General features: G+C 61.3%; 23 protein-coding genes, 2 tRNA genes and 2 pseudogenes. 7 read left to right on the top strand and 20 right to left on the bottom strand.

Translation table 11 applies throughout. The features are described from left to right. Nucleotides 1–180 precede the first annotated feature (180 nt). From hisD to Q0478_RS06060, 4 genes are all read right to left on the bottom strand, one after another. Nucleotides 181–1,485: a histidinol dehydrogenase gene (gene hisD, locus Q0478_RS06045; protein ID WP_298677160.1), complete on the bottom strand. Its 1,305-nt coding sequence runs from the start codon at nucleotides 1,483–1,485 to the stop codon at nucleotides 181–183. A gap of 76 nt (nucleotides 1,486–1,561) precedes the next feature. Then, nucleotides 1,562–2,032 carry a DUF2948 family protein gene (locus Q0478_RS06050; RefSeq protein WP_298677163.1) on the bottom strand — a complete coding sequence of 157 codons (471 nt, stop codon included), beginning with the start codon at nucleotides 2,030–2,032 and terminating at the stop codon, nucleotides 1,562–1,564. Continuing rightward, nucleotides 2,029–3,300, bottom strand: a complete 1,272-nt coding sequence (gene murA / locus Q0478_RS06055) for a UDP-N-acetylglucosamine 1-carboxyvinyltransferase (RefSeq protein WP_298677165.1) — start codon at nucleotides 3,298–3,300, stop codon at nucleotides 2,029–2,031. The genes Q0478_RS06050 and murA overlap by 4 nt, the downstream gene beginning before the upstream one ends. Before the next feature lie 12 nt (nucleotides 3,301–3,312). Beyond that, entirely contained in the window at nucleotides 3,313–3,468 is a 156-nt protein-coding gene (locus Q0478_RS06060; protein ID WP_298677166.1) for a hypothetical protein, read from the bottom strand. Nucleotides 3,469–3,555: 87 nt separating this feature from the next. Between Q0478_RS06060 and Q0478_RS06065 the strand changes: the two genes are divergently transcribed. Further along, nucleotides 3,556–3,630: transfer RNA gene (locus tag Q0478_RS06065), tRNA-Thr, on the top strand. A 189-nt stretch (nucleotides 3,631–3,819) separates the two neighbouring features. Here Q0478_RS06065 and Q0478_RS06070 read toward each other — a convergent pair. Then, a complete protein-coding gene (locus Q0478_RS06070) occupies nucleotides 3,820–4,272 on the bottom strand; it encodes a MarR family winged helix-turn-helix transcriptional regulator (RefSeq protein ID WP_298677168.1) in 453 nt (150 codons plus the stop codon). Nucleotides 4,273–4,369: 97 nt separating this feature from the next. On the opposite strand from Q0478_RS06070, the gene Q0478_RS06075 reads away from it, so the two are divergent. Genes Q0478_RS06075 through Q0478_RS06090 form a run of 4 tightly spaced genes read left to right on the top strand, consistent with a single transcriptional unit; the run spans nucleotide 4,370 to nucleotide 8,902 of the window. After that, on the top strand, nucleotides 4,370–5,320 hold the full coding sequence (locus Q0478_RS06075) for a tripartite tricarboxylate transporter substrate binding protein (protein WP_298677170.1): 951 nt from the start codon (nucleotides 4,370–4,372) through the stop codon (nucleotides 5,318–5,320). 20 nt (nucleotides 5,321–5,340) lie between these two features. Continuing rightward, nucleotides 5,341–5,889: a hypothetical protein gene (locus tag Q0478_RS06080; RefSeq protein WP_298677172.1), complete on the top strand. Its 549-nt coding sequence runs from the start codon at nucleotides 5,341–5,343 to the stop codon at nucleotides 5,887–5,889. Continuing rightward, a complete protein-coding gene (locus Q0478_RS06085) occupies nucleotides 5,889–7,457 on the top strand; it encodes a tripartite tricarboxylate transporter permease (protein ID WP_298677174.1) in 1,569 nt (522 codons plus the stop codon). The genes Q0478_RS06080 and Q0478_RS06085 overlap by 1 nt, the downstream gene beginning before the upstream one ends. Before the next feature lie 23 nt (nucleotides 7,458–7,480). Further along, nucleotides 7,481–8,902, top strand: coding sequence for a sulfatase-like hydrolase/transferase (locus tag Q0478_RS06090; RefSeq protein ID WP_298677175.1), 1,422 nt, complete (start codon nucleotides 7,481–7,483; stop codon nucleotides 8,900–8,902). A gap of 30 nt (nucleotides 8,903–8,932) precedes the next feature. Here the strand turns inward: Q0478_RS06090 and Q0478_RS06095 are convergent, their stop codons facing one another. The 9 genes from Q0478_RS06095 to Q0478_RS06135 form a co-directional block, all read right to left on the bottom strand. Beyond that, nucleotides 8,933–9,445 carry an RNA pyrophosphohydrolase gene (locus Q0478_RS06095; protein ID WP_298677177.1) on the bottom strand — a complete coding sequence of 171 codons (513 nt, stop codon included), beginning with the start codon at nucleotides 9,443–9,445 and terminating at the stop codon, nucleotides 8,933–8,935. Nucleotides 9,446–9,454: 9 nt separating this feature from the next. Beyond that, nucleotides 9,455–10,195 carry a sulfite exporter TauE/SafE family protein gene (locus Q0478_RS06100; protein WP_298677179.1) on the bottom strand — a complete coding sequence of 247 codons (741 nt, stop codon included), beginning with the start codon at nucleotides 10,193–10,195 and terminating at the stop codon, nucleotides 9,455–9,457. 149 nt (nucleotides 10,196–10,344) lie between these two features. Further along, on the bottom strand, nucleotides 10,345–11,685 hold the full coding sequence (locus Q0478_RS06105; RefSeq protein WP_298677181.1) for a S41 family peptidase: 1,341 nt from the start codon (nucleotides 11,683–11,685) through the stop codon (nucleotides 10,345–10,347). A 3-nt stretch (nucleotides 11,686–11,688) separates the two neighbouring features. Continuing rightward, on the bottom strand, nucleotides 11,689–12,837 hold the full coding sequence (locus Q0478_RS06110; protein WP_298677183.1) for a peptidoglycan DD-metalloendopeptidase family protein: 1,149 nt from the start codon (nucleotides 12,835–12,837) through the stop codon (nucleotides 11,689–11,691). Then, nucleotides 12,834–14,351, bottom strand: a complete 1,518-nt coding sequence (gene gpmI, locus Q0478_RS06115) for a 2,3-bisphosphoglycerate-independent phosphoglycerate mutase (protein ID WP_298677185.1) — start codon at nucleotides 14,349–14,351, stop codon at nucleotides 12,834–12,836. Before gpmI ends, Q0478_RS06110 begins: the two co-directional genes overlap by 4 nt. A 63-nt stretch (nucleotides 14,352–14,414) precedes the next feature. Further along, nucleotides 14,415–14,885: a 23S rRNA (pseudouridine(1915)-N(3))-methyltransferase RlmH gene (gene rlmH / locus Q0478_RS06120; RefSeq protein ID WP_298677187.1), complete on the bottom strand. Its 471-nt coding sequence runs from the start codon at nucleotides 14,883–14,885 to the stop codon at nucleotides 14,415–14,417. 1 nt (nucleotide 14,886) lies between these two features. After that, a complete protein-coding gene (gene rsfS / locus Q0478_RS06125; protein WP_298677189.1) occupies nucleotides 14,887–15,336 on the bottom strand; it encodes a ribosome silencing factor in 450 nt (149 codons plus the stop codon). Nucleotides 15,337–15,524: 188 nt separating this feature from the next. Further along, on the bottom strand, nucleotides 15,525–17,057 hold the full coding sequence (locus tag Q0478_RS06130) for a hypothetical protein (protein ID WP_298677191.1): 1,533 nt from the start codon (nucleotides 17,055–17,057) through the stop codon (nucleotides 15,525–15,527). A 318-nt stretch (nucleotides 17,058–17,375) separates the two neighbouring features. Beyond that, nucleotides 17,376–18,239 carry an N-formylglutamate amidohydrolase gene (locus tag Q0478_RS06135; protein ID WP_298677193.1) on the bottom strand — a complete coding sequence of 288 codons (864 nt, stop codon included), beginning with the start codon at nucleotides 18,237–18,239 and terminating at the stop codon, nucleotides 17,376–17,378. Between the two features lie 152 nt (nucleotides 18,240–18,391). Here Q0478_RS06135 and Q0478_RS06140 point away from each other — a divergent pair. Then, a tRNA-Val gene (locus Q0478_RS06140) sits at nucleotides 18,392–18,466 on the top strand. Between the two features lie 87 nt (nucleotides 18,467–18,553). Beyond that, nucleotides 18,554–18,679, top strand: a complete 126-nt coding sequence (gene ykgO, locus Q0478_RS06145; RefSeq protein ID WP_005850168.1) for a type B 50S ribosomal protein L36 — start codon at nucleotides 18,554–18,556, stop codon at nucleotides 18,677–18,679. 93 nt (nucleotides 18,680–18,772) lie between these two features. Here the strand turns inward: ykgO and Q0478_RS06150 are convergent, their stop codons facing one another. The 6 genes and pseudogenes from Q0478_RS06150 to Q0478_RS06170 all read right to left on the bottom strand — a co-directional run bounded on the left by Q0478_RS06150 (nucleotide 18,773) and on the right by Q0478_RS06170 (nucleotide 23,897). Beyond that, entirely contained in the window at nucleotides 18,773–19,993 is a 1,221-nt protein-coding gene (locus Q0478_RS06150; protein ID WP_298677195.1) for a phenylacetate--CoA ligase family protein, read from the bottom strand. A 106-nt stretch (nucleotides 19,994–20,099) separates the two neighbouring features. Continuing rightward, the gene (locus tag Q0478_RS06155) at nucleotides 20,100–20,924 is read right to left on the bottom strand and encodes an ABC transporter ATP-binding protein (RefSeq protein WP_298677197.1); all 825 of its coding nucleotides are present in this window, start codon (nucleotides 20,922–20,924) and stop codon (nucleotides 20,100–20,102) included. Nucleotides 20,925–20,996: 72 nt separating this feature from the next. After that, a complete protein-coding gene (locus Q0478_RS06160; RefSeq protein WP_298677199.1) occupies nucleotides 20,997–22,280 on the bottom strand; it encodes an ABC transporter substrate-binding protein in 1,284 nt (427 codons plus the stop codon). Between the two features lie 73 nt (nucleotides 22,281–22,353). Further along, nucleotides 22,354–22,503, bottom strand: a pseudogene (locus Q0478_RS14430) (branched-chain amino acid ABC transporter permease); the annotation flags it as partial. A 186-nt stretch (nucleotides 22,504–22,689) separates the two neighbouring features. Next, nucleotides 22,690–23,646, bottom strand: a pseudogene (locus tag Q0478_RS06165) (branched-chain amino acid ABC transporter permease); the annotation flags it as partial. Further along, a complete protein-coding gene (locus Q0478_RS06170; protein ID WP_298677202.1) occupies nucleotides 23,646–23,897 on the bottom strand; it encodes a hypothetical protein in 252 nt (83 codons plus the stop codon). The gene Q0478_RS06170 and the pseudogene Q0478_RS06165, both read right to left, overlap by 1 nt. Nucleotides 23,898–23,900 lie beyond the last annotated feature (3 nt).

Consider the following 23,900-nt stretch of genomic DNA (forward strand, 5'->3'; position numbering starts at 1 on the left):
ACCCTAGCGCGCAATCCGCCAAATGCAACGGCAAGTGCGCCCCGTCCTTGCCGAAAGCGCCTACCAGACCTCCCCGAGGATATGTCTTTTTCTTTCTATAAATATCCTGGGGGGAGCGCGAGGGGGGCAAAGCCCCCCTCGCCTTAGCGCTTTGGCAAAAGCCAAAGCGCCACTCATCGCCTAGATCTCGTTCAAATGGTTGAGCCTTGCCCGCACGCTCAGCCCGTGGGCCTCAAGGCTTTCGGAAATCGCCAGTGTTTCTGCCGCAGGGCCAATGGCCTTGAGCGCGGCGGGGGTCATCTTGGCGAGCGTGGTGCGCTTCACAAAATCAAGCACCGAAAGCCCGGAGGAAAACCTTGCCGAGCGCGCCGTGGGCAGCACATGGTTCGGCCCGCCGACATAATCGCCAATCGCCTCGGGCGTCCACGCGCCGAGGAAAATCGCTCCCGCGTGGGTGATCTGCTCGCTCAGCCCGTCAGGGTCAGCCACGCAAAGCTCAAGGTGCTCGGGCGCAATACGGTTGGAGAGCGCCGCCGCCACGTCCAGATCCGGCACAAGAATAATCGCGCCAAAGTCGCGCCAGCTTTTCGCGGCAATCTCGCGCCGCTCAAGTGTCAGCAAATGCCGCTCGATCGCCGCCTCCACGGCCTTCGCCATGGCGCGGTCGGTGGTGATCAGGATCGACTGGGCGCTTTCGTCATGCTCCGCTTGGGAGAGCATGTCCAGCGCCAGCCAGTCCGGATCATTGTCGCCATCGGCAATCACCAGAATCTCGCTCGGCCCCGCAATCATATCAATCCCGACCTTGCCAAACACCCGCCGCTTGGCCGCCGCCACAAAGGCGTTGCCCGGCCCGGTGATCTTGTCGACAGGGGCAATCGTCTCGGTGCCATAAGCCAACGCCGCCACCGCCTGCGCGCCGCCAATGCGGTAGATCTCATCCACCCCCGCAATCTGCGCCGCCAGCAGCACCAGCGGGTTGGCCACGCCATCCGGCGTCGGCACAGTGATCGCCAGCCGCGCCACCCCGGCGACCTTGGCAGGGATCGCGTTCATCAAAACGGAGCTCGGATAGGACGCCAGCCCGCCGGGCACATAAAGCCCCGCCGCGCTCACAGGGCCCCAGCGCCAGCCCAGCGTTGCGCCGCTTGCGTCCGTCCAGCGCGCATCCTCAGGCATCTGGCGCGCGTGATAGGCGCGAATGCGCTCTGCCGCCAGCTCCAGCGCCGCCCGCTCATGCGCAGGCACCTGCGCCACCAGCGCCGAAATCTCTTCAGGCGAAAAGCGCAGGCTCTCAGGCGTCAGCGTCACACGGTCAAATTTCTCGGTCAGCGCGATAACAGCCGCATCACCGCGCGCGCGCACGTCGGCAATGATCTCGGCCACAGCCGCATCCACATCGGGGCTGTCCTCGCGCTTGGCCCCCAAGAGGGCAGCAAAGTGCGTCTCAAAATTAGGCGTTGTCGCGTCCAGAAACTGTGGCATCGGGCATCCTTTCAAGGCTTGCGCCCGTCTTAGCGCCGCACCTTGCGGGCCTCAAGGCAGAGTTGTGTCGCAGGCGTCAGCCTTCGTGGCTCGGCCGTTTGCGCGAGGGTGCTGTATAGGGCCGCGTGACGTCTTTCAGCGTGACTTCCAGCGCCTCGCAGTCCAGCCTGATCGCCCCGTCCCCCGCCAGCGTCAACACGATATGCCCAGACGGGGCCTCGCTTGGCTCCCAATCTATGGCCAGCAGCGACAGCACCATGTCTTTGTCCGCGCGGCGCACGCCCTGCGTCGCCACGCCGAGCACGGTGTCAAACACTAGCACAGCCTGCACCCGCTCGGGCGCGTGGCGCGCAGCGCCCTTGTCTTCCCAGCGAAAGCGGTTGAGCAAAAGCGCAAAGCGACGGCCCTTCTGGTCATATGTCATCTCGGTGACCGGAAAGACAGCATCCTGCACCAGCGCAGAGATGACCGCGAGGTCATCCTCGTCCAGCGCGCCAAGGTTCAGTGGCCGCTCGGCCCCGTCCTCAAAGCTGGCATCAACGCTCATTGGCCCTTCACCCGCTCGACTTTTGCACCAATCCCCGAAAGCTTGCGCACCACTTTTTCATAACCACGATCCAGGTGATACACACGGTTCACAACCGTCTCGCCCTCTGCCGCCATCCCCGCAAGGATGAGCGAGACAGAGGCGCGCAGATCGGTCGCCATCACAGGCGCCCCCTTCAGGCGCTTCACACCCTTTACAGTCGCCGTGCCGCCATGCACCTCGATATCCGCCCCCATGCGCTCCAGCTCAGGGGCGTGCATAAAACGGTTCTCAAAAATCTTTTCTTCCAGAACAGAGGTGCCCTCGGCGGTGCAAAGCAAGGCCATCATCTGCGCCTGCAAATCTGTCGGGAAGCCGGGGAAAGGCTCGGTGGTGACATTCACCGCCTTGATCGGCCCGCTCTTGCGCGCCACCTTCAGGCCCGAAGGCGTCTCTTCCACATCAACCCCCGCCTCGTTGAGCTTGGCCACAAAGCTCTCCACAAGGCTCAGCTTGCCGCCAAGACACTCGACCTCGCCCCCGCAAATCGCGGGCGCAAGCATGTAAGTGCCCAGCTCGATCCGGTCGGTCACAACCTGATGGGTTGCCCCGCCCAGCCTGTCAACACCCTCAATGGTGATGGTGCTCGTGCCCTCGCCCTCGATCTCTGCACCCATCTTGCGCAGGCATTGCGCCAGATCGACAATCTCCGGCTCGCGCGCGGCGTTGTTGATCACGGTCGTGCCCTTGGCCAGCGTGGCGGCCATCAGGATATTCTCGGTCGCACCCACAGAGGCAAAGGGGAAGTCGATGACAGCGCCCTTCAAGCGCCCACCGCCGGCCTTGGCGTGCAAATAGCCTTCCTTCAGCTCGATCTCTGCCCCCATCTTTTCCAGACCGTTGGTGTGGATATCCATCGGCCGCGCCCCGATCGCACAGCCACCGGGCAGCGAGACAACAGCATGGCCCTCGCGCGCCAGAAGCGGGCCCAGCACAAGGTTGGAAGCACGCATCTTGCGCACAATGTCATAGTCCGCGCGGGTGTTGATCTGCCCATGGCAGGACATGGCAATCACCTGCCCTTCGGACAGCGCCGAAATCTCCGCCCCAAGGCTCTCTAAAAGCTGGGTCATGGTGCGAATGTCGCTGAGGCGTGGCGCATTGGTCAGCGTCAAAGGCTCCTCGCTCAAAAGCGTGGCCGGCATCAGCGCAAGGCAGGCGTTCTTGGCCCCCGCAATCGGGATCTGCCCACTCACAGGGCCGTTGCCCGTTACGATAATCTGGTCCATCTGCTCTACCTTTTAATCCTTGCCACCGCTCTTGGACGCCGCCTGCGCCTGCTGGCGCGCCTTGGCCTGCGCCTTGCGCCGCGCCATATTGGCCTTGAGCGCCGCTTTCAAGCGCTCTTCGCGCGCGGTTTCGCTCTTGGCTTTGGGTTTGCTGTTTTTCGGCTCCATAAGAGCCTCATATCGCGCTTGGCACAAGCCGTCCAGATTGGCCTTGCACGAGCGGCAATTTGCGTCTAATCACCCGCCACATCCGGCGCTGTAGTAGCTCAGTGGTAGAGCACTCCCTTGGTAAGGGAGAGGTCGGGAGTTCAATCCTCCCCTACAGCACCAGGTTTCACCCTCCAAAACCCCGCCAAACCACCGTCACAACCGCAGGCCCGACTGACGCGCTTGCACGCAAGCTGCTGAGTGCGGGAGTTCAATCCTCCCCTACAGCACCAGGTTTCACCCTCCAAAACCCCGCCAAACCACCGTCACAACCGCAAGCCCGACTGACGCGCTTGCACGCAAGCTTTCTTCTCAAAGCGCGCGGGCTTGCAGCTTGTCGAGCACCGAAAAAAACGTCCTGAGGTCTTCGGGCGCAATGTCTTGCGTCAGCATTTCCTGCCGCTTGCGCATCACAACAACAACCCGCTCAAAAACCGCCCGCCCCTGGGCGGAAAGGGTCAAGGTCTGCTGGCGCTGGTCTGTTGCTGCCGCACCCGCTTTCAAAAGCGCGCGCCCCTTCAAAGACTTCACCGCGCGGCTCACCTGCCCCTTGTCAATCTGGGTGTGGCGCGCAATCTCGGCCGCTGTCGTCTGGCCACGGGCCTCGATAGAGGCCAACATCCGCCATTCTGTCAGCGTCAGGTCGCAATGCGCGGCCAATGTGGCACTCGCCTGAGCGTTCAATGTGTTCTGAACCCGCGCAATGCGGAAAGTCACAAAGGACGACAGGTCTTGGAAACTCGGGGAAGCTGTCGGTTTTTTCATAGCAATACTAGAGGCCAGTTTGCGAGGCTGTTCAACCTTATTGTTGACAGGTCAACTAATTTCCACAAGGCTGCCCCTGTTTCTAGGGAGGAATCACATGCAAAATTACCTGAAAGGGGCCCTCGCGGCCCTGACACTGAGCTTGGGGCTGACGGCTGCGCCAGCCACGGCCGAAAGCTGGGCACCTGAAGGCCCCATCAAGATGATCATCGCCTTCAACGCCGGCGGCGGGGCCGACACCCACGCAAGGCTGGTCGCGGAAGATCTGCAAACGACAATGGGTTGGGATGTCATTCCCGAACAAATCACCGGCAAGGGCGGGCTGAACGCCCTTGTGGCCCTGCGCGACATGCCCGCCGATGGCACCGCCATCGCACTGGTTGTGACAGAATCCCTGGGCTATAACGCCCGCGCTGCCAAATCGGCGGGCATCACTCCGACAGATTTCACCCCGCTCACCACCACCGCCGGCTTTCAGATGGGAATCATCGCCAAGGCCGACCGCGGCTGGACAACCTTCGGTGACGTGCTCGGCGCGGCGAAAGCCGGGGAGGACATCCGCTTTGGCGTGATGAGCCCCAAGCTCGCCGATCTGGCCTATGTCATCGGCGCGGCAAATGATGTCGCGTTCAACATCATCGAAGTGAAAGGCGGCCGCGCCACGCTTGATGGCGTCATTGCCGGCGATATGGACGTGAGCTTCGTGGCGGGGGCGCAAGGCAAAGCCGTCGCCTCTGGCGCGCTGGTCAACCTCGCTTCGGCCATGAGCGAACCGTTGAAGCAGACGCCCGACGCCCCGCTTCTGGCCGCGTACAACGTGCCCTTCAACGCCAACGGCCATTTCGCCTTTGTGGCGCCCAAGGGCCTGCCCGAAGCGGCCCGCACCGCGCTGAGCGAGGCCATCGCAAAAGCCACAGCCAGCGGCAAGGCCTCCGGCATGATCAAGAAGGCCTTTGGCGGCAACGTCAACATCATGGGCGCCGATCTGCAATCCCTGCTTGAGCGCGATTATGACGCCGCCGGCGCCCTCATGGAGGCGGCCCAGTAAGCGGGCACAGAGGCAAGACCATGCAAAAGCTCTCATCTGATCGCTGGCTTGGCCTTCTGGTCTTTGCCTTTGCGCTGGTCTTGCTCTTTGTCTGGATTCCGCTGGACACGGAAACCGGGCTGCTTGAAAAACTGCGCCGGCGTGTGCTCATCGGCGACGCATTGGGGCCAACGGTGGCAGGCTGTGTCCTCCTGCTCGGGGCCGTGCTGACATGGCTGAGGCCTGATCCGTGCGCGCCCCGCTTGCGGCCTGAAAACCTGCGCTGGATCGCTGCGCTCACGCTTGTCTTTGCGCTGTCGTTGGCGCTCATGCGCCACCTCGGCCCCCTTGTTGGCAGCTTGACAGACACGGGCTACCGCCCGCTGCGCAACACTCTGCCGTGGAAATACATCGGCTATATCACCGGCGGCACCCTGATGGTTGCCGCGCTCAGCGGCATGGCCCAACCGGCACAGAAAAGACGGCTCTGGGCGCTCCTGCTCACCGGTTTTTGCGCCGCAACACTCATAGCCCTCGCCTATGATCTGCCCTTTGAAGACCTGCTCTTGCCGCCCAACGGAGACCTGTGATGGATATCTGGGGCCACATCCAGCTTGGCGTTCAGGCCGTGTTCTTTGCCAATCCGGCTTTCGAGCTCTTTGGCCTTGGCGTTTCCATCGTGCTGGTGATGGTCGCCGCAGGCTTCGTGCTCGGCATCGTTGTCGGCGCGACCCCGGGCCTTGCCGGCCCCATCGCCATGGCCATTTCCTTGCCAATCCTGATTTCGGTCTTTGGCTATTCCGTCGACGCGCTGCTGCCCGTTCTCGGCTTTCTGATCGGGATAATGAAAGGCGCCACAGTCGGCGGCGCGGTGCCTGCCATTCTCTTCAACACCCCCGGCACGCCCGATGCCTATATGACAGCGCTTGATGGCTTTCCCATGTCCCGGCGCGGCGAGGCCAAGCGTGCCTTGAAAATCGCGCATCTGTCTTCGGCCTCGGGAGATACCTTCTCTGATGTGGTGCTGGTGCTCTGCGCGCCGTTTCTGGCCATCCTCGTGGAGCGCTATCTTGATCTGCCCGAAAAAGCTGCGCTCCTGCTTTTGTCACTGGCCTTCATCGCCTCGGTCATTGGCGGCTCTGTCGGCAAAGGGCTGATCTCGATGGGGCTGGGCCTGCTGGCCGCGATGATCGCCACGGGAGAAGACTTCTACCCCCGCCTCACCATGGGCGCCCCGGGCCTGTCCGGCGGCATCCCCCTTGCCGCCGCCATCCTCGGTGTGCTGATCATCGGAGAGGTTTTCAAATCGCTGGAAGAGTTGCGCAGCGAAGGCCCCCAAAAGGTCGCGCGTGACACACAGAGCCGCCAAAAACACCGCCTCTGGCCCGAGTTGCCGCGCCTCTGGCCCCACATTCTGCGCTCCTCCATCGTTGGCACAGCCATCGGCGCACTGCCGGGGGTTGGCAGCACGCTTGCCGCAACGCTCGGCTACACCATGGCCTCGCGCAGCCATGCCAAAACAGGGCGCACGCCCGCCTTCGGCCAAGGCGCGCCCGAAGGCATCGCCGCAACCGAGGCGGCCAATTCCTCGGTCTCCGGCGCCAACCTCATCCCCGTTCTGTCTCTCGGCATCCCAGGCAACGCCGCCGCCGTCTTCCTGATCCTCGCAATGGAAAGTATCGGCGGATTTACCCCCGGCCCCTCGGTCTTTGCCCTGCCCGCCAGCGGCACCAACCCGGAGCTTGTCATCGCCTTTGGCCTCTTCACGGCCATGTTCTGCGCCAATGCCCTGAACTGGACACTGGGCGGCCTCTTCATGCGGCAGGTCGGCATCATGAGCCGGGTGCCAAAGGCAATCCTTCTGCCTGTCGTGCTGCTGCTGACGCTTACAGCGATCTATGTTCAGGAAGGCAAAATGCTCGCCGTCTGGATCACCCTCGCCTTCGGGCTTCTGGGCTATCTCATGCGCCGCACCGGCATCTCGCCCCTGCCCTTCGTCATCGCCTTCATCCTGGCGGGCAAGCTGGAAGCCACCGCGCGCCAGGCGTTCGCCGCCACAGGCAGCGACCCGTGGTTGCTCTTCTCCAGCCCGATTGCCTTCACCTTCACCTCCCTCGCCATTTTTGTCGTCTTCTGGAACCTCAGAGGCCGCAAATGACTTTGCCGATGAAAGACCAGACCATGACCAAAGGACTTGTTGTCATCCTCTCCGATGAACACCGCGCTGACGCGATGAGCTGCGCGGGCCACCCTTTCGTGCACACACCAAACCTTGATGCCCTCGCCGCCCGTGGCACGCGCTTCACCGATGCCTATACCCCCAGCCCCATCTGCGTGCCCGCGCGCGCCTCTTTTGCCACCGCGCAGCATGTTCACAAAACCGGCCACTGGGACAATTCCATGCCCTACACAGGCACACCGCAAAGCTGGGGCCATGTGCTTCAGCGGGGCGGCGTGCAGGTCGAATCTGTGGGCAAACTGCACTACCGCGACCCCTCTGACCCTGTGGGGTTTGATCACGAGCACATCCCAATGATGGTCAAAGACGGGGTCGGCATGGTCTTCGCCTCCATCCGCCGCGAAGACGAGCGCATCCAAGCGCAGGGGCGTATGCTGGGCGAGTATATCGGCCCGGGCGAAAGCGCCTACACGCGCTATGATGAGGCCGTGGTCGCGCGCGCCGCCCAGTGGTTTGCCGACAAGGCCACCTCAAACGATGCGCGCCCCTGGTGTCTTTACATCGGTCTGGTCGCGCCGCACTTCCCGCTGGTCTGCCCTGAGCCGTTCTTTTCCAAATACCGCCAGATGAACCTGCCAGAGCCCAAGCTTCTGCCGCGCGACGGCTATGTGCAGCACCCCTGGGTGGCAAAGCAAAACGCCTTTATGGACAGCGAGTCTGCCTTCAAATCCAAGGAAGAGCGCAAAGACGCCATCGCCGCCTATTGGGGCCTGTGCGAATGGCTCGATCACAATGTGGGGCGCATTCTGGCGGCCCTCGAAAGCGCGGGCCTGAGCGCCGACATCCTTTACGCCTCCGATCATGGCGACAACGCCGGTGCGCGCGGCCTCTGGGGCAAATCCAACATGTATCGCGAAAGCGTGAGCATCCCCATGATCGCAGCGGTTGAGGGCCTGCCCGCCGGGACCTGCACGACACCGGTTTCCTTGCTGGATCTCTCCCGCACCATCCCTGCGGTGTTCGGGCTCAACTGGGCTGGCGAAAGTGATGGCCGCCCGCTGCAAGACATCGCCCGCGCGCCACATGATCCCGCGCGCGAAATCCTCTCGCAATACCACGCCGCAGGCGCTGTTTCAGGAGCTTACATGCTGCGCAAGGGGCGCTGGAAATATATCGAATATATCGGCTTTGAGCCCGAACTGTTTGACCTTGAAGAAGACCCGGAAGAAGCCACCAATCTCGCTGTGCAGCAGCCCGCAGAGCTGGCAAGGCTGGCGCGCCTTCTGCGCCAGCACGTCGATCCAGCCGCAGCCGATACCGCCGCCTTTGCGGCCCAAGATGCTCTGGTGGCGCAGCACGGCGGCCGCGAAAAGGCGCTGGCGCTGGGCGCGCGCGGGGCAACACCGCCACCAAACCTGCATTAACGGCAGTGCAAGGGGCGCAGGCCGGCGCGCTCAACGGGCCGGTTTGTTGGCTCCCTCTGACGCCAGAAGCGGCGAAAACTCGGCCAGAACCGCTTGGTAAACGGCGCGCTTGAACGGCACGATATTGGCCACAAGCTCGTCGGCGGGCAGCCAGCGCCACTCGGAAAATTCGGGGTGCTCGGTGGCGATATTGATGTCCCCATCCGCCCCCAGAAAGCGCATCAGAAACCACTTCTGCGCCTGCCCGCGAAAGCGCCCTTTCCAGATCTTGGGCACAAGATCATGGGGCAAATCATAGGGCAGCCAGCCCGCGCTTTCCGCCTCGATACGCACCTTGTCGGCGCGCACACCGGTTTCCTCCCAAAGCTCGCGCAGGGCTGCGGCGCGCGCCTCCTCGCCGTCGTCCACGCCGCCCTGCGGCATCTGCCAGGCGTCCTGATCGCGGTCGCGCCGCTGGCCGACAAACACATGCCCGGCTGGGTTCACGAGCATCACACCCACACAGGGGCGATAGGGCAGTTTTGCAATCTCTTCAGGGCGCATCAGGGCTCCTCACTTCAGGAAAAACAATAGCGTCATAGCAAGCCCCACCGCAACGATGGCGGCGCGCAGAAGCTTCATATTGGTGATCTTGCGCGCATAGGCCGCGCCAAAATAGCCCCCCGCCGTGGTTGCCAGCGCCAGCACAAGCGCGCTTTTCCACGCGATCAGCCCCGCCACAGCCAGCGCCGTAGCCGAAACGATCGAGAGCAGCGCAGACATCAGGTTTTTCAGCCCGTTCATCCCATGCAGGTTCTGAAACCCCATGACTCCGAAGGCCGCCAGCAGCATGATCCCAAGGCCACCGTTGAAATAGCCGCCATAGATCGACACCGCCATCAGCGCCGCGCTGCCACCCCAGATGCCAAGCCCGCGGCCCTTGAGCATCTGCAATATCTTCGGCCCCGCCGCAAAAACGCCTGTGGCCAGCAAAAGAAGCCAAGGCACAAGCCCCACAAAAGCCGCCTCGCTGGTGATGGTGAGCAAAAACGCGCCAATAAGCCCGCCCAACGCGGCAATCGCCAGCATGGCCCGCAAACTCACAGCGCCCTCGGCCTGCATGTCATGGCGAAAGGCCCAGGCACTGCCCGCATAACCCGGTATCGCCGTCAGCGTCGCCGTGGCATTGGCCATGATCGGCGGCACCCCGATCCAGACAAGCGCCGGAAAGGAAATAAACGTGCCACCCCCCGCAACCGCATTGAGCGCCCCCGCAGCAAAGCCCGCAGCGCATAAAATAATGAGTTCCAACATGGCTGCTCCCCTCTTGCGCAAGCCTTCTGACCCAAGCTCCACCGCGCCGCAAGCGCCGAATAGGCCAAGACCTGGCCCGCCCGGCTCAAAGCGCACACACAAAAGGGCCGCCCGCTTTTCGGAGCGGCCCTGTTGTGGGTCCGGCCTGCTTACTTGCTGTCCGGCCCGAGGGCCGAGAGGCCCTTGAGAATGTCGAGCGCATAGGCGAGTTGGTAGTCCTCTTCGCGCAGCTTGGCAGCGGCGAGTGCTTCGTCCTGCTCTTTCTTGATCTGCTCGATCTCGTCTTGCGTCAGGCTGTCATTGCTGATCGCGCCGCGCAGATCCGCCTCCGTGCGGGCCTTGAAGGCGCTCTCCTCCTCTGCCGTATCCGCCTCCGGCGTGCGGCGCGGTTGCTCCACAACAATATCCGGCGAGACGCCGAGCGCCTGAATGGAACGCCCGGAGGGGGTGTAATAGCGCGCTGTGGTCAGCCGCATGGCCCCTTCTCCGCGCAGCTGCATCAAGGTCTGCACCGAGCCCTTGCCAAAGCTCTTGGTGCCCACAACGATCGCACGGCGATGGTCTTGCAGCGCACCGGCCACAATTTCAGACGCCGAGGCCGAGCCGCCATTGATCAGGACGACCAAAGGCTTGCCCTGCGTCAGATCGCCGGGCGTTGCGTTGAACCTGTCGCCATCTTCTGGCGCACGCCCGCGGGTCGAGACAATCTCGCCGGTTTCCAGAAAGGCATCCGACACCGCAATCGCCTCGGTCAGCAAGCCACCGGGGTTGTTGCGCAGATCCAGGATAAAGCCGTTCACATTGTCCATTCCGCCGGCTTCGGCAACCTGCGCCTCGATTCCGGCCGCAAGGTTGGGCGAGGTCTGGCGGTTGAAGGTGGTGACCCGCAGCACAACGCTCTCGCCCTCAATGCGCGAGCGCACAGCCGTGAGCTTGATGGTGTCACGGATGATGGAAATTTCCATGGGCTCGTCTGCGCCCTCACGCGCCACGGTGATCACAATCTCGCTGCCCACAGGGCCGCGCATCAGATCAACCGCCTCATCCAGGGTCAACCCAAGCAGGCTCTCACCATCCACATGGGTGATAAAATCACCCGCTTCCACACCGGCTTCATCAGCGGGGGTTCCGTCCATTGGCGAGACGACTTTCACAAAGCCCTCTTCCTGGGTCACTTCAATCCCCAGCCCGCCAAACTCGCCGCTGGTTTGCACCTTCATCCCCTCGGCATCTTCCGGGCTGAGGTAGCTGGAATGCGGGTCCAGCGATGTGAGCATCCCGTTGATGGCCGCTTCAATCAGCTCGCCTTCGTCAACCTCTTCCACATATTGCGCCCGAATCCGTTCAAAAATATCCCCGAACAGATCAAGCTGCTGGTAGACATTGGATGTCTTGGAGGCGTCCTGCGCCAGCAGAGGTGCGGCCACCTGGGTGGTGAAAATCACCCCTGCCAGCGTGCCTGTTGCTGCGGCCATGAGAAATTTCTTCATGTCTCACTCTTCCCTTTCTGTGCGAAACCAGTCTTGCGGGTTCACGGGTTCATTGTCTTCTCTTACTTCCAAATAGAGCGATTGTGAAAGGTCACTTCCGGTTCCTTCACCGACTTGTGTCAATATTTCCCCAACGCTGGCCTGTTTTCCGCCCATCAACCCAAGCGGAGCCCCCCGGGCGACCACCTCTCCGGTGCGCCCATAAACCAGATCCAGCCCGGCAAAGACCATCAACAGCCCGGCCTTGGGCTCAAGGATCAACACATTGCCAAAGTCCAGGAGCGGGCCCTGATAGCGGATGGTCGCCGCGGCCGGAGCACTTACCAAAGCGCGCGGGCGGGTGGCCACAACAAGCCCTGCCCGCACGATACCGGCCGCATCCGCCTCCCCGGCGCGGCGCAAAACGCGCCCCGCCACAGGCAGGGGCAGCTGGCCTTTGCGCAGGGTCACATCCTCATCAGCCGCCTGCCCCATGAGGGGCCCACCGCTGATCTCGCCAAGCCCACCGGCAAAGCTCTCAAGCGTCTCTGCCGTGGCCAGCAAGAGCGCGGTCTTGACGGCGTCCTCGCTGAACTTGCGTGGCAGCTCGGTGCGGTCGCCAATCGCCTGGCTCAAGGCGCTGCGCGCCTGCTGCACCGCGCCCAAGGCCTCTTGCAAGCGGCTCTCGGCCCCCGCCTGAAGCTGGCGCAGGCTGCTGACCTCGGCCAAAACCTCGCGCAGCTCTTCGGCCTGTGCGCTCAAAACAGGGGTCATCTGACTGACAATCATCCCGGCCCGCGCCGTGCCCAGCGCGCCTTGCGGATGCAAAAACAGGCTCGGCGACCCGGCCCGCCCACGCGCCTGCAACACCGTCAAAAGGGCTGCGATTTCCTCTTCCTGCCCGGCCAGGCGCAGGCTCAGCGCGCGCTCGCGAATGACTGCGCCACGCAGGCCGGCGCGCACAGCGCTCAGCCCGGCCTCAAAGGCGCGCACGGTCTCGCTCAGCGCGGCCACGCGGGCGCGCCCCCCCTTGGCCTCTTCCAACATCTGCTGGGCTGCACGCAGCTCCTCAAGCGCCGCTTGCGCCGCAACCGCCGGGCGCAGAGGCTGCTGTGCATGAGCCCCCATTGGCGCACAGCAGAGCAGAGCAAAAAGAGCGCCAAAGAGCCTCATTCGATCAGGCTTTCCCCCGTCATCTCGGGCGGTTTGGGCAGCCCCATCAGCTCCAGAAGGCTCGGCGCAAGGTCGCTCAAGCGCCCCTCCCGCAGGGTTGCGCCCTCAGGCCCGCCCACAAGGATCACCGGCACAGGGTTTATCGTATGCGCCGTATGCGCACCGCCCGTCACAGGGTCGATCATCATTTCACAATTGCCGTGGTCCGCCGTCACAATCATCGCGCCCCCTGCGGCCTCCAGCGCCGCCAACACGCGGCCAAGGCCCTGGTCTACCGCCTCGCAAGCCTTGATCGCCGCCTTCAAATCACCCGTATGGCCCACCATATCCGGGTTGGCGTAATTTGTCACAATAAGGTCATAGCCCTCTTTGATCGCGCCCACAAAGGCATCGGTGACCTCGCTGGCGCTCATCTCGGGCTGCATGTCATAGGTCGCCACCTTGGGGCTCTGCGCCATATAGCGCGCCTCGCCCACCTCAGGCTCTTCCTTGCCGCCATTGAGGAAAAAGGTCACATGCGGATATTTTTCCGTTTCCGCGAGGCGAAATTGCGTCAAGCCTTGCTTGGCCACCCATGCGCCCAGCGTGTTCACAATCTCGCTGGAGGGGAAGACGGTGCGCATATAGCCCTCGTGCGCCTCCGAATATTCGACCATGCCCAGCATTTCGAGCTTGGGCCGCGCGCCCGCGTCAAAGCTGTCAAACCCCGGCTGCGCCATAGCGGCCAGAATTTCGCGCGCACGGTCTGCGCGGAAGTTGAGGCAAAAGACACCGTCGCCCTCCGTCATCCCCGTATAGCCCTTCAGCACCGTGGCCGAGATAAACTCATCCGTCTCGCTGCGGTTGTAGGCGTTTGAAATCGCCCCATGCGCATCCAGGGCCGCATAGCCGCTCTGGCCCAGCACCATGGCGTCATAGGCTTCCTTCACCCGCTCCCAGCGGTTGTCACGGTCCATCGCAAAGTAGCGCCCCGTCACAGTGACAATCCACGCATTGGCAGGCAGCGCCTCGGTGAGCGCGGCAAAATAGCCAAAGGCCGATTTGGGCGCCACATCGCGCCCATCCGCAATCGCGTGAATGGCCACCGGCACACCCGCCTCGGCAATCGCGGTGACAGAGGCCATCATATGCATGAGCGAGCCATGCACGCCCCCGTCCGAAACAAGCCCGACAATATGCGCCGTGCCGCCTGTCTCCTGAAGCTTTGCGATGAAGCCCTTGAGGCGCGGGTTGTCAAAATAGCTGCCGTCCTCGATGGCAAGGTCGATCTGTCCGAGGTCCATCGCCACAACGCGCCCCGCACCGATATTGGTGTGACCCACCTCCGAATTGCCCATCTGCCCGCTGGGCAAGCCCACATCGGGGCCATGGGTGGTGAGGAAATTCGTGGGGCACTCGGCCATGATCCGGTCAAAATTGGGCGTGTCGGCCAACGCGGGCGCATTGGCCTCGCGCCGCGCCGAATGGCCCCACCCATCCAGAATACACAACACAACGGGTTTTGGTCTGCTCATAGCCTTCATCCTCTTTGCCTGAGCATTTACGCGCCTTGCCCACGCGGGGCAACACCCGCAACCTCAAACGCGGTGATAAGGCGCGCCCGCAAGGATCGAAGCGGCGCGGTAAAGCTGTTCGGTGAGCATCACCCGCACCAGCATATGCGGCCAGACCATCGGCCCGAAACTGAGCAAATGCGCCGCCTCTGCGCGCAGGCCCGGCGCAATCCCGTCCGCGCCGCCAATCACAAACGCCAGCTCCTGCACCCCCGTGTCGCGCCAAGCCGCAAGACGGACGGCAAAGGCGGGCGAGCTTTCCACGCGCCCACGCTCATCCAGGCACACAAGCCGCGCGCCCCTGGGCAGGGCGCGCTGAAGCAAAGCGGCCTCGGCCTCCATGCCCCCGCCCTTCTTGTCTTCGACTTCCACAACAGAAAGGGCGGTCAGGCCAAGCCCCCGCCCCGTGCGCTCAAAGCGCTGCACATAATCGTCAATCAGCGCTTTTTCCGGCCCGCCCCGCAGGCGGCCCACCGCGCAGATGGTCAGCCGCATCTCAGGCCTTTTCCGCCTCGGGCGTCAGCCACATCTTTTCGAGCTGGTAAAACTCGCGCACTTCCGGGCGGAAGACATGAACAATAATATCGCCCGTGTCCACCAACACCCAGTCGCCGGTGCTTTTGCCCTCGATCTTGGAGGCGCGCCCGTGCTCAACCTTGAGCCGCTCGGCGAGCTTCTCGGAAATCGCCCCCACCTGACGCGAGGAGCGCCCCGAACAGACAACCATATAATCGCCAATAGAAGACTTCCCGCGCAGATCAATCTGCACGATATCCTCGGCCTTATCGTCGTCTAATGATTTGAGAATGATGGCAAGCAGCTCCTGGCTGCTCAACTCTTTGGCCCTGCTTGGGGCCGCATTCGCCGCGCCTTCGGCTGCAACAACACTTGGTGACAGGACGAAGTCCCTCCTTCTTACACATCTGAAAGCCCCGATGCCGAGCATGGTCCAATCGTAACACCCCAAGTGTAAATGCTCAATGACCGCTCTGCGCCGCCGTGAAATTATGCGCGCAAAACGCATCTGGCCTACCGGCGCGCTGTCTGGGCACGGCCAAGCGCAGCCCAGGCCGTCAGCGTCGGAGGCTCAAAAGTCGAGCCTCACAAGCGGCCCTGCAACGGCTCAGGAAGCGCTCAAAAAACAACAATCCCAAACAGCAATACCCCCCAAAGCGCCACGCTCCACCCCCAAAGATGCCCTCTGCGTATGCGCCTCAAGACATCATTTGACCACGCTTTCGAAATCGGATCAGGCGGCGCTTCCAGCATGGCAACCGCGCTGGACCAGCTCTTGGTTCTCTGGCTGTAATTGTTTGAACACACTATCAAAAGATGCACCAGAGAGGGCGCAAATGTCGTCGCGCCAAACAGGCAGGCAATGATGATCATTGCCCTGATCTCATTGATCTCTCCGGGGTTGCCCGCGCCCGCCTCTGGCGTCTTCCCGGCCACGTCATCGGTGCCTGCCGGCGCAGATGAGGGGCGCGGCCCTGGCTGGGGGCGCTCCAGTCGCTCAACCTCGGCAATAAACCCCGCATATCGCGCAAACCCCAACGGGTCCATCGAACGGACCGTTTTGGCATCTGCCCCCAGAAAACCGCCCAAAATGAACACCGAAATAAAACTCACCATGGTCACGGTCGTCAAAATAAACCCGGCAAAAGAAACCAGCGCCACCAAGAGATCAAAGCTCAGGTTTCGGACAACCGCCTTGAAATGCAGCCGCTCATGCAGAATTTTGCCCAGAAAGCTGCGCGTGGCGCCGATGGAGATAAAGTCAAAGACCGCGTTTGAGACAGGATAAACCAGAAAGGCAAACACAGCGACCATAAACCCCGAATGGTCGTTCTTGAAAAAGAACACCGCAAACAGAACGCCAAACAGCGGGTAAAAAATACCCGCCTCCACGATGAAACGAAACCCGAGCGCAAGATAAACCGAAATCAGCAGAAAACCGGTTGAAAACCCCAGATAGCCCTCAGGGCTGTTCTTGCCCGCCGCCTCAAAAAAGTCGGCCTCCGATGAAAGCCACTCCACAGCCGACACCACGGCAAAATGATAGGCCACCACCAGCAATAGCGCGAAACAGATGCGATACAACCGGCGCTGCCCCAGGATCGCGTAAATCCAGGGCACGCGCAGCCTGCTGGCCCAGAGCCTGAACGCCGCGCAGATTTGCCTCACCAAAGGGCGCGCCAAAGTTGCGTGGCCAAGCAAGCGCCCGGAAAGGAAAAACACCTTCACCCCAAACCAGACACAGGCCAGGGCGATCACGATATTGACGGGCACCTCCACTTTCCAAGGCGTGATCACCGGGCCTTCCAGAAGGGCCAGAATCACAGCCGCGAGAACGGCCGCGATCCAGAAATAAACCACGGCAATCTGCATGGAGGTGACAAAGGCTTGTTGGCTGAATTTGCGCACGCCATAGACTTTTTCAAAGAAGCTCAGGGTGACGATAATTCCCTTTTCATACCAGTTTGTTGATTTGCTGCGGTAGCGGCGCACGAGGCTGGGGTGCGAATGGGCATCCTCGATCTGCTCAAGCAAGCTGGCGGTGGCAAAATAGGCACTCAGCTTTGAGACGACCGGCACAACCACCAACGCCAGAAAAAACGCTGCCAACCCAGCATTTGTCTCCACAAATGGCACCAATGCAGATTGCATATGTCACGGCCCAACACACTCAAAACACCAGCGTTCAAATAACCACATGTCAAGAACACTGCGCAAGCCCGCAAAGTGCCAAAGCCCCCCGGCAAGGCCAAAGAGCGCACGCTGCGATAACTTAATGTCTGTTAACATTTGGCCGCATCAGGCGGTGCACGCGTGGTGCACGCCCTGTGCACGCATGTCACCCCCCCTTTTTGGGCCCAAAGAGAGGGGTTAACAGCGTGAAACGCAGCCTCAAAGCGGTGTTAAGCAGGCTGGGCTATACTCGCCGATCAAGCCCTAAACCTTTGTAAAATCATGTGAATTATTGGCCTATTCCGCAGCCAGCGCTGTTTCATCGCCCTGCCCGATCGCACAGATCTCGCGGGTGATCCCTTCCAGAAGTTGGCAAAAGGCCTCAAAATTGCCATTTGGCCGGATCATCTGCTCATTCATGTAAATGGCCCGGTCAATCTCGATCTGGACCGCATGTTGCCCCCGCGAGGGGCGGCCATAGGTCTGGCAAATATAGGCCCCCGCAAAGGGCACATTGCGCACGACATGCAGCCCGGCGCGCTGAAAGGCGGCTTCGATCTGATCGACAATTGCGCTGTGGGCCGAAGCGCCGTGCCGGTCGCCAATCACCACCTCGGGCCGGCGCACAGCCCCCCGCGCCGCCAGGTCCATCGCCTCATGCGGCATGGAATGGCAATCCACCAGAATCGCCTCGCCAAAGGCCGCGTGCGACTGCTGCAACAGCTCGGCCAGCGCCCCGTGATAGGGCCGCCAATAGGTGTCGATCCTGCGGTGCGCCTCCTCCAGAGGCAGCTTACCCCGGTAAATGGCCCGCCCCCCGGCCACCACGCGCGGCACGACCCCAAGGCCCGAAGACACCCGCGGATTGTGTCCCCGCGCCACAACCCCCTCAAAAAGGGCCGGATCAAGCTCTTCCGGGGCGCGGTTGAGGTCCACATAAGCGCGCGGCGCGCCCGCTGTCAGGAAAGGTGCCCCAAACGTTGGTGCGGCCCTGAAAAGCCTGTCGACAAAGGCATCTTCAGAGGTTCGGATCGAATGCTGGTCCAACACGGTGCGCCGCAAAAACGTCCAGGGATAGTCGCGCCCGCTGTGCGGAGAGGCGAACACAACCGAGGTTGTGCGCCGTTGCGGGTGGATCAAATCATAAGCGACACGCGGCATTCTGGCTCCTGCTTCTGAGCAGAACTATAGAGCAAAGAAATGAGGCGTCAAAAGCTCTTGATCATATCTGCGACTCCTTTTATAGACACGAGGCGCTGGCGCGGGTTTCCGCGCCCCTTGTTGTTTATGGGGGCGAAAAATCAAGCCAGTTCGGGCGATTAGCTCAGTGGTAGAGCACTTCGTTGACATCGAAGGGGTCACAAGTTCGAACCTTGTATCGCCCACCACGACCCATTCACCGCACGGGGGGAAACTCTCGCGCACCCGCTAACCCAAAGGCGCAAGGCCTGCGCCGCGACCAAGGAGACTGCCTCATGAAGGTAAGAAACTCACTCCGCTCGCTGAAGAACCGGCATCGGGATTGCCGTGTCGTGCGCCGCAAGGGCCGCGTCTACGTGATCAACAAAACACAGCGCCGCTTCAAAGCCCGTCAGGGCTGAGCGCAAGCGACAGCAGAACGCAAAAAGAGCCGCTCCAATCTTTGGGGCGGCTCTTTTCTTATGCTTTTCAGCTGTTTGCGCGCGCAGCCCGGCTCACTCGTAGCTGCGCAGATCCTCGATCACCTTGCCATCGTTGGGCAGGCTGCCCTTCGCCACGATCTCGATCTCGCCCTTGAGCTTCAAGACTTCGGCAACCGATTTGCCATAGGCCGCCGCGTCTCCGCCCTCGGCCTCAACCATCACGGTCATTGCGTCCATCTCGCCCTGGCGCTTGGCCACGACGCGGGCTTTCACAATCTCGCTGTGCTTGGCCACAAAAGCCGCAACCTGCTCGGGGCGCACGAACATCCCCTTGATCTTGGTGGTTTGGTCCGCACGGCCCATCCAGCCTTTGATGCGCATATTGCTGCGCCCACAAGGGCTTGTGCCCTCCATCACGGCGCTCATATCGCCGGTGGCAAAGCGGATCAGCGGATAATCGGGGTTGAGCGTTGTGACAACAACCTCGCCCACCTCCCCCGGCGCCACAGGGTCGCCGGTTCCGGGGCGCACAATCTCGACAATCACCCCCTCGTCCACGATCATCCCCTCCATTGCAGAGGTCTCATAAGCAATCGTGCCAAGGTCGGCCGTGCCGTAGCTCTGCAAACACATGATGCCACGGTCTTTATACTCGGCGCGCAGGCTGGGGAACAGCGCCCCCCCGCCCACGGCGGCCTTGGTAAACTTGAGCTTGAGGCCCATCTCGTCGGCCTTGTCCAAAATGATCTTGAGATAATCGGGCGTGCCCGCATAGGCCGTGCAGCCAATATCATGCGCCGCCTGCGCCTGAAGCTCGGTCTGCCCCACGCCAGCCGGCACAACCGCCGCGCCCACAGCGCGCGCGCCATTCTCAAACATCATCCCCGCAGGGGTGAGATGATAAGAAAAGCAGTTCTGCACAATATCCCCCGCGCCAATGCCTGCCGCCGCCAGAAAGCGCCCGGCGCGCCACCAGTCATGGCTTACGTTTCCGGGCTCATAAATCGGCCCGGGGCTCTGGAAAATATGGGCAAAGCCAGCCGCCTTCGCCGCTGTCAGCCCGCCAAAGGGTGGGGCTGCCTTCTGCGCGGCGCTGAGGTCCGATTTGCGCAGCACAGGCAACCGGGCCAGGGCCTCTGGGCTCGTGATCTGGCTGGCGTCCACGCCCGCGAGGCTCTTGCCATAGCCCGAAAGCCCCTGCGCCAGAGCGATTTGCCGGGGCAACCGCTCCGCCACATCCGCGGCGCGCGCATCAGGTGTCCGTGTCTCCAACTCATCAAAAAACTGGCTCATGGGTGAAACTTTCTCGTGCTTAGCAGGCCGGATACCCGGCAGGTATAGAAGCTTGACGGGGGCCGATCAAAAACCCCCTGACAGTGACTTTACGGGCCGGGCCGTCTTAGCTCAGCCATCTTTTGCGACGGCGATAGGAGCGCACATCACGAAAGCTCTTGCGCCCCTCGTCCGACATCCCGAGGTAGAATTCCTTCACATCCGGGTTTTCCCGAAGCTCTGCGGCAGGGCCATCCATAACCACCCGACCGGACTCAAGAATATAACCGTAATGCGCAAAGCGCAGGGCCACATTTGTGTTCTGTTCAGCCAGAAGGAAGGTGTATCCCTCTTCCTCGTTGAGCTGTTTCACAATCCCGAAAATCTGCTCCACGAGCTGTGGCGCAAGGCCCATTGAAGGCTCATCCAGCAGGATCGTTTCGGGCCGGCTCATCAGCGCACGGCCAATCGCAACCATCTGCTGCTCCCCGCCCGAGGTATAGCCAGCCTGGCTCTTGCGGCGCTCTTTGAGCCGCGGAAAATAGGTATAGACCATCTCAAGGTCGGCATCGACCGCCCCCTTGCCTTCGGTTCTGGTATAGGCGCCTGTGAGCAGGTTTTCCTCAACTGTGAGGTGCTCAAAACAGTGCCGCCCTTCCATAACCTGAATAACGCCGCGCTTCACAAGATCCGCCGGGTCCATATGCTGGGTGATCTCACCACGGTAGCTCACACTGCCCTTTGTCACCTCTCCACGCTCCGAGTGCAGGAGGTTGGAAATGGCCTTGAGCGTGGTCGTCTTGCCAGCACCATTGCCGCCCAGCAGCGCGGTGATCCCGCCCTTGGGCACTTTCAGCGAAACGCCTTTCAGAACCAGAATGACGTGGTTGTAGATCACCTCAATGTTGTTGATCTCGAGAACGGTTTCGTTTGTGTCACCAGCATCCAGCATGTCTCAGGGCTCGCTTGTTTGATCTTCGGTTAAAAGGTTGGCCGCCCGCACAAGGCAGGCGGCCAGAGGCGCTTAGTTGCAGCGCTGTTCGATGTTGTTTTCAGCCGCAAACGATTCTGAGTCTGCGGTGATCAGCGGCAGGATGACATCCATGTCCGAGGGGCCAAAGTCAGAGATCAGGCTCCACTTCTTGTCCGCCGCGTTCCACTGCGTGATCCCGCCGAGGCCTGGGCCACCGTGGTTTTCGCAGCTTACTTTGAAGCTTGGACCGAAGTTTGGCATCCCAAGGGCTGTCATCTTCGCTTCGGTGATCTCCAGCGCTTCCATGCCATCACGCATCATCGCTGGCGTGATATCGGCTGTGCCGTGGATCTCCTGGGCTGTCTTGGCCGCTTCTGCTGCAAGCATCGCCGCATACATACCACGGTTGTAAAGCACCGTGCCGATCTGATCGCCAGCGCCGGCCGCGAGGCCCTTGTCAACAACATGCTTCTGGATGTCGTCAAAGATCGGGAAGTCAGAACCGACATTGTGGAAGGTCACCGATTTGTAGCCATTGGCCGCATCACCCGCAGGTGTTACGTCATGCTCCGCACCTGACCACCAGATCCCGATGAAGTTTTCCATGGGGAAGCGGATGTTGGCGGCTTCCTGAATGGCCACCTGGTTCATAACGCCCCAGCCATACATGATTACATAGTCGGGACGGTCACGACGGATTTGAAGCCATTGGGATTTCTGCTCCTGACCTGGGTGGTCAACGGGCAAAAGGCTCAGCTCGTAACCGTGCTTTTTGGCCAGCTCTTCCAAGGTGCGGATCGGCTCTTTGCCGTAGGCAGAGTTGTGATAGACGAGCGCAACTTTCTTGCCGTTGATATCGCCGCCATTGGTGTCCAGAAGGTGGTTGATCGCAACAGAAGCGCCGTTCCAGTAGTTAGCAGGGTAGTTGAAGATGTGGCTAAACACCTTGCCGTTCGCCGCTGAAGTGCGCCCATAGCCCATTGTGTGGAGCGGGATATTGTCGGCTGTCACTTTCGGGATCAGCTGGTAGGTGATGCCCGTTGACAGCGGTTGATAAACAAGCGCGCCCTCGCCCTTGGTGGCTTCGTAGCATTCAACACCTTTTTCGGTGTTATAGCCGGTTTCACACTCTGGCACTTTGGTCATGACGCCGCCAATACCGCCATCACGCTCGTTGAGCAGTGTGAAGTAGTCGGCATAGCCGTCGGCAAACGGAATGCCCCCCGCCGCGTATGGGCCTGTGCGGTATGAGAGTGACGGGAACACAAGGTCCGCCATCACAGGGCCTGCCGCCATCACGGCTGCCACGGCCATTGTTGCTAGTTTCTTCTTCATCGGGGTCTCCTCCCTTGGTTATGTCCGATGTTCGCCGCGGCCTGAGGCCGCCGCCCTTATTTGTTGCCGCGCCCTAGTGGGGGAACGGCCACAACCGTAGTTTCTCTTTCGCCACGCGCCACAGCTGGGCTAGCCCATGTGGTTCGGCGATCAGGAAAATAATGATCAACGCTCCGACAATCACAAGCTGCATATGGGCCACAATATCGGTGGGCCACCCCATGCCGCCAATGGCCAGCGCATAGGCCATGAAACTCGCCAGCGCGGCAAAAATCCAATAGATCCCAGCACCGGCAATCAGGCTGCGGTGGCGTAGGGTGCTGACAAGCAGCATCCCAACCGAGCCAACAAGCGCCGCCATGAACACCCAGCTCATTGTGGTTGCAAATCCGGAGATCTGGTCAGTGCTGTCCGCCAGCATCAGCTTGAGCAACACAGGCAGCAACACAAGGAAGGCCGCGCCCGCAAAGGATCCGAAAATTGATCCCAGACCGCCAATGATCACCATGAAGAGCACAATGAAGGATTTCTGGATGCCAAAGGCCTCGCCCACTTCCACCGCGCCGAGATAGACCGCGAAGAACAGCGCCCCCGCGATACCAATGTAAAAGGAACTCACGGCAAATGCGCTGAGCTTGGCTTTCAGAGGGTTCACCCCAATGATCTCCGCCGCGATGTCCATATCGCGAATGGCCATCCACTTGCGGCCAGAGGCCCCCCGCGTCAGGTTGCGTGCAATGATCGCCGTGATCGTCGCGATCACCAAACAGAAGAGATAGCTGGCCCAGGCTTCGGTGCTTGGCCCGGTGATGGCCACACCAAAGATCTCGCGCTCCGGCGCATTGATCTGGCCCGAGGCCGAATAATTGTAAGCCCAAGACCACTTGTTAAACAGCCAAACCAGGAAGAACTGCGCAGCCAGTGTGGCCACGGCCAGGTAAAACCCCTTGATGCGCAGGCTCGGCAAGCCAAACAGCACACCGACAACCGCCGTCACCAGCCCCGCCAAGATGACCGAGAAGAAGATATTGATCGGCGGCAAGGCATATTGCACACCGCCAATCCAGATATCGAGCCCTGTCATGAACTTGTAGCAAGCATAGGCCCCCACCGCCATGAAGCCCCCGGTGCCCAGCGAGACCTGCCCGCAATAGCCCACGAGAATATTCAGCCCGATCGCCGCAATCGAATAGATCAGGAACGGCAGGAAAATCGCGTTGACCCAATAATCATTGATCAGCAGTGGCACCATTGCAAAGGCCACAAACAGCACAAAGTAATAGCGGTAGCGGTCAAATTTGATCGGGAAGGTTTGCCCGTCGTCCTGGTAGGATGTTTTGTAGTCACCGGCCTCACGATAAAACATCAGACACTCTCCCCGTTTGGTTCTTGATGGCCCAGCTCAACGCGGTTGCTGCGTTTGGCATAGCCTGTTTCTTCTGCGTGGCGGACCAGCTGGAAATATGTCCACAAACCGATGCCCGCCCCGAATGCGGCCAGAATGGCTGCTGTTGTGATCTGGCTGTCACTGCCGGTGCCGGCGGACAGGGCAATATATCCGAAGGACCAGAACCCCGCCCAAGCAACAACATTGATAACTGCAATCAGCTTCATCATGGC

It is taken from the genome of uncultured Lentibacter sp. (assembly GCF_937123735.1).
Lineage (GTDB): Bacteria > Pseudomonadota > Alphaproteobacteria > Rhodobacterales > Rhodobacteraceae > Lentibacter.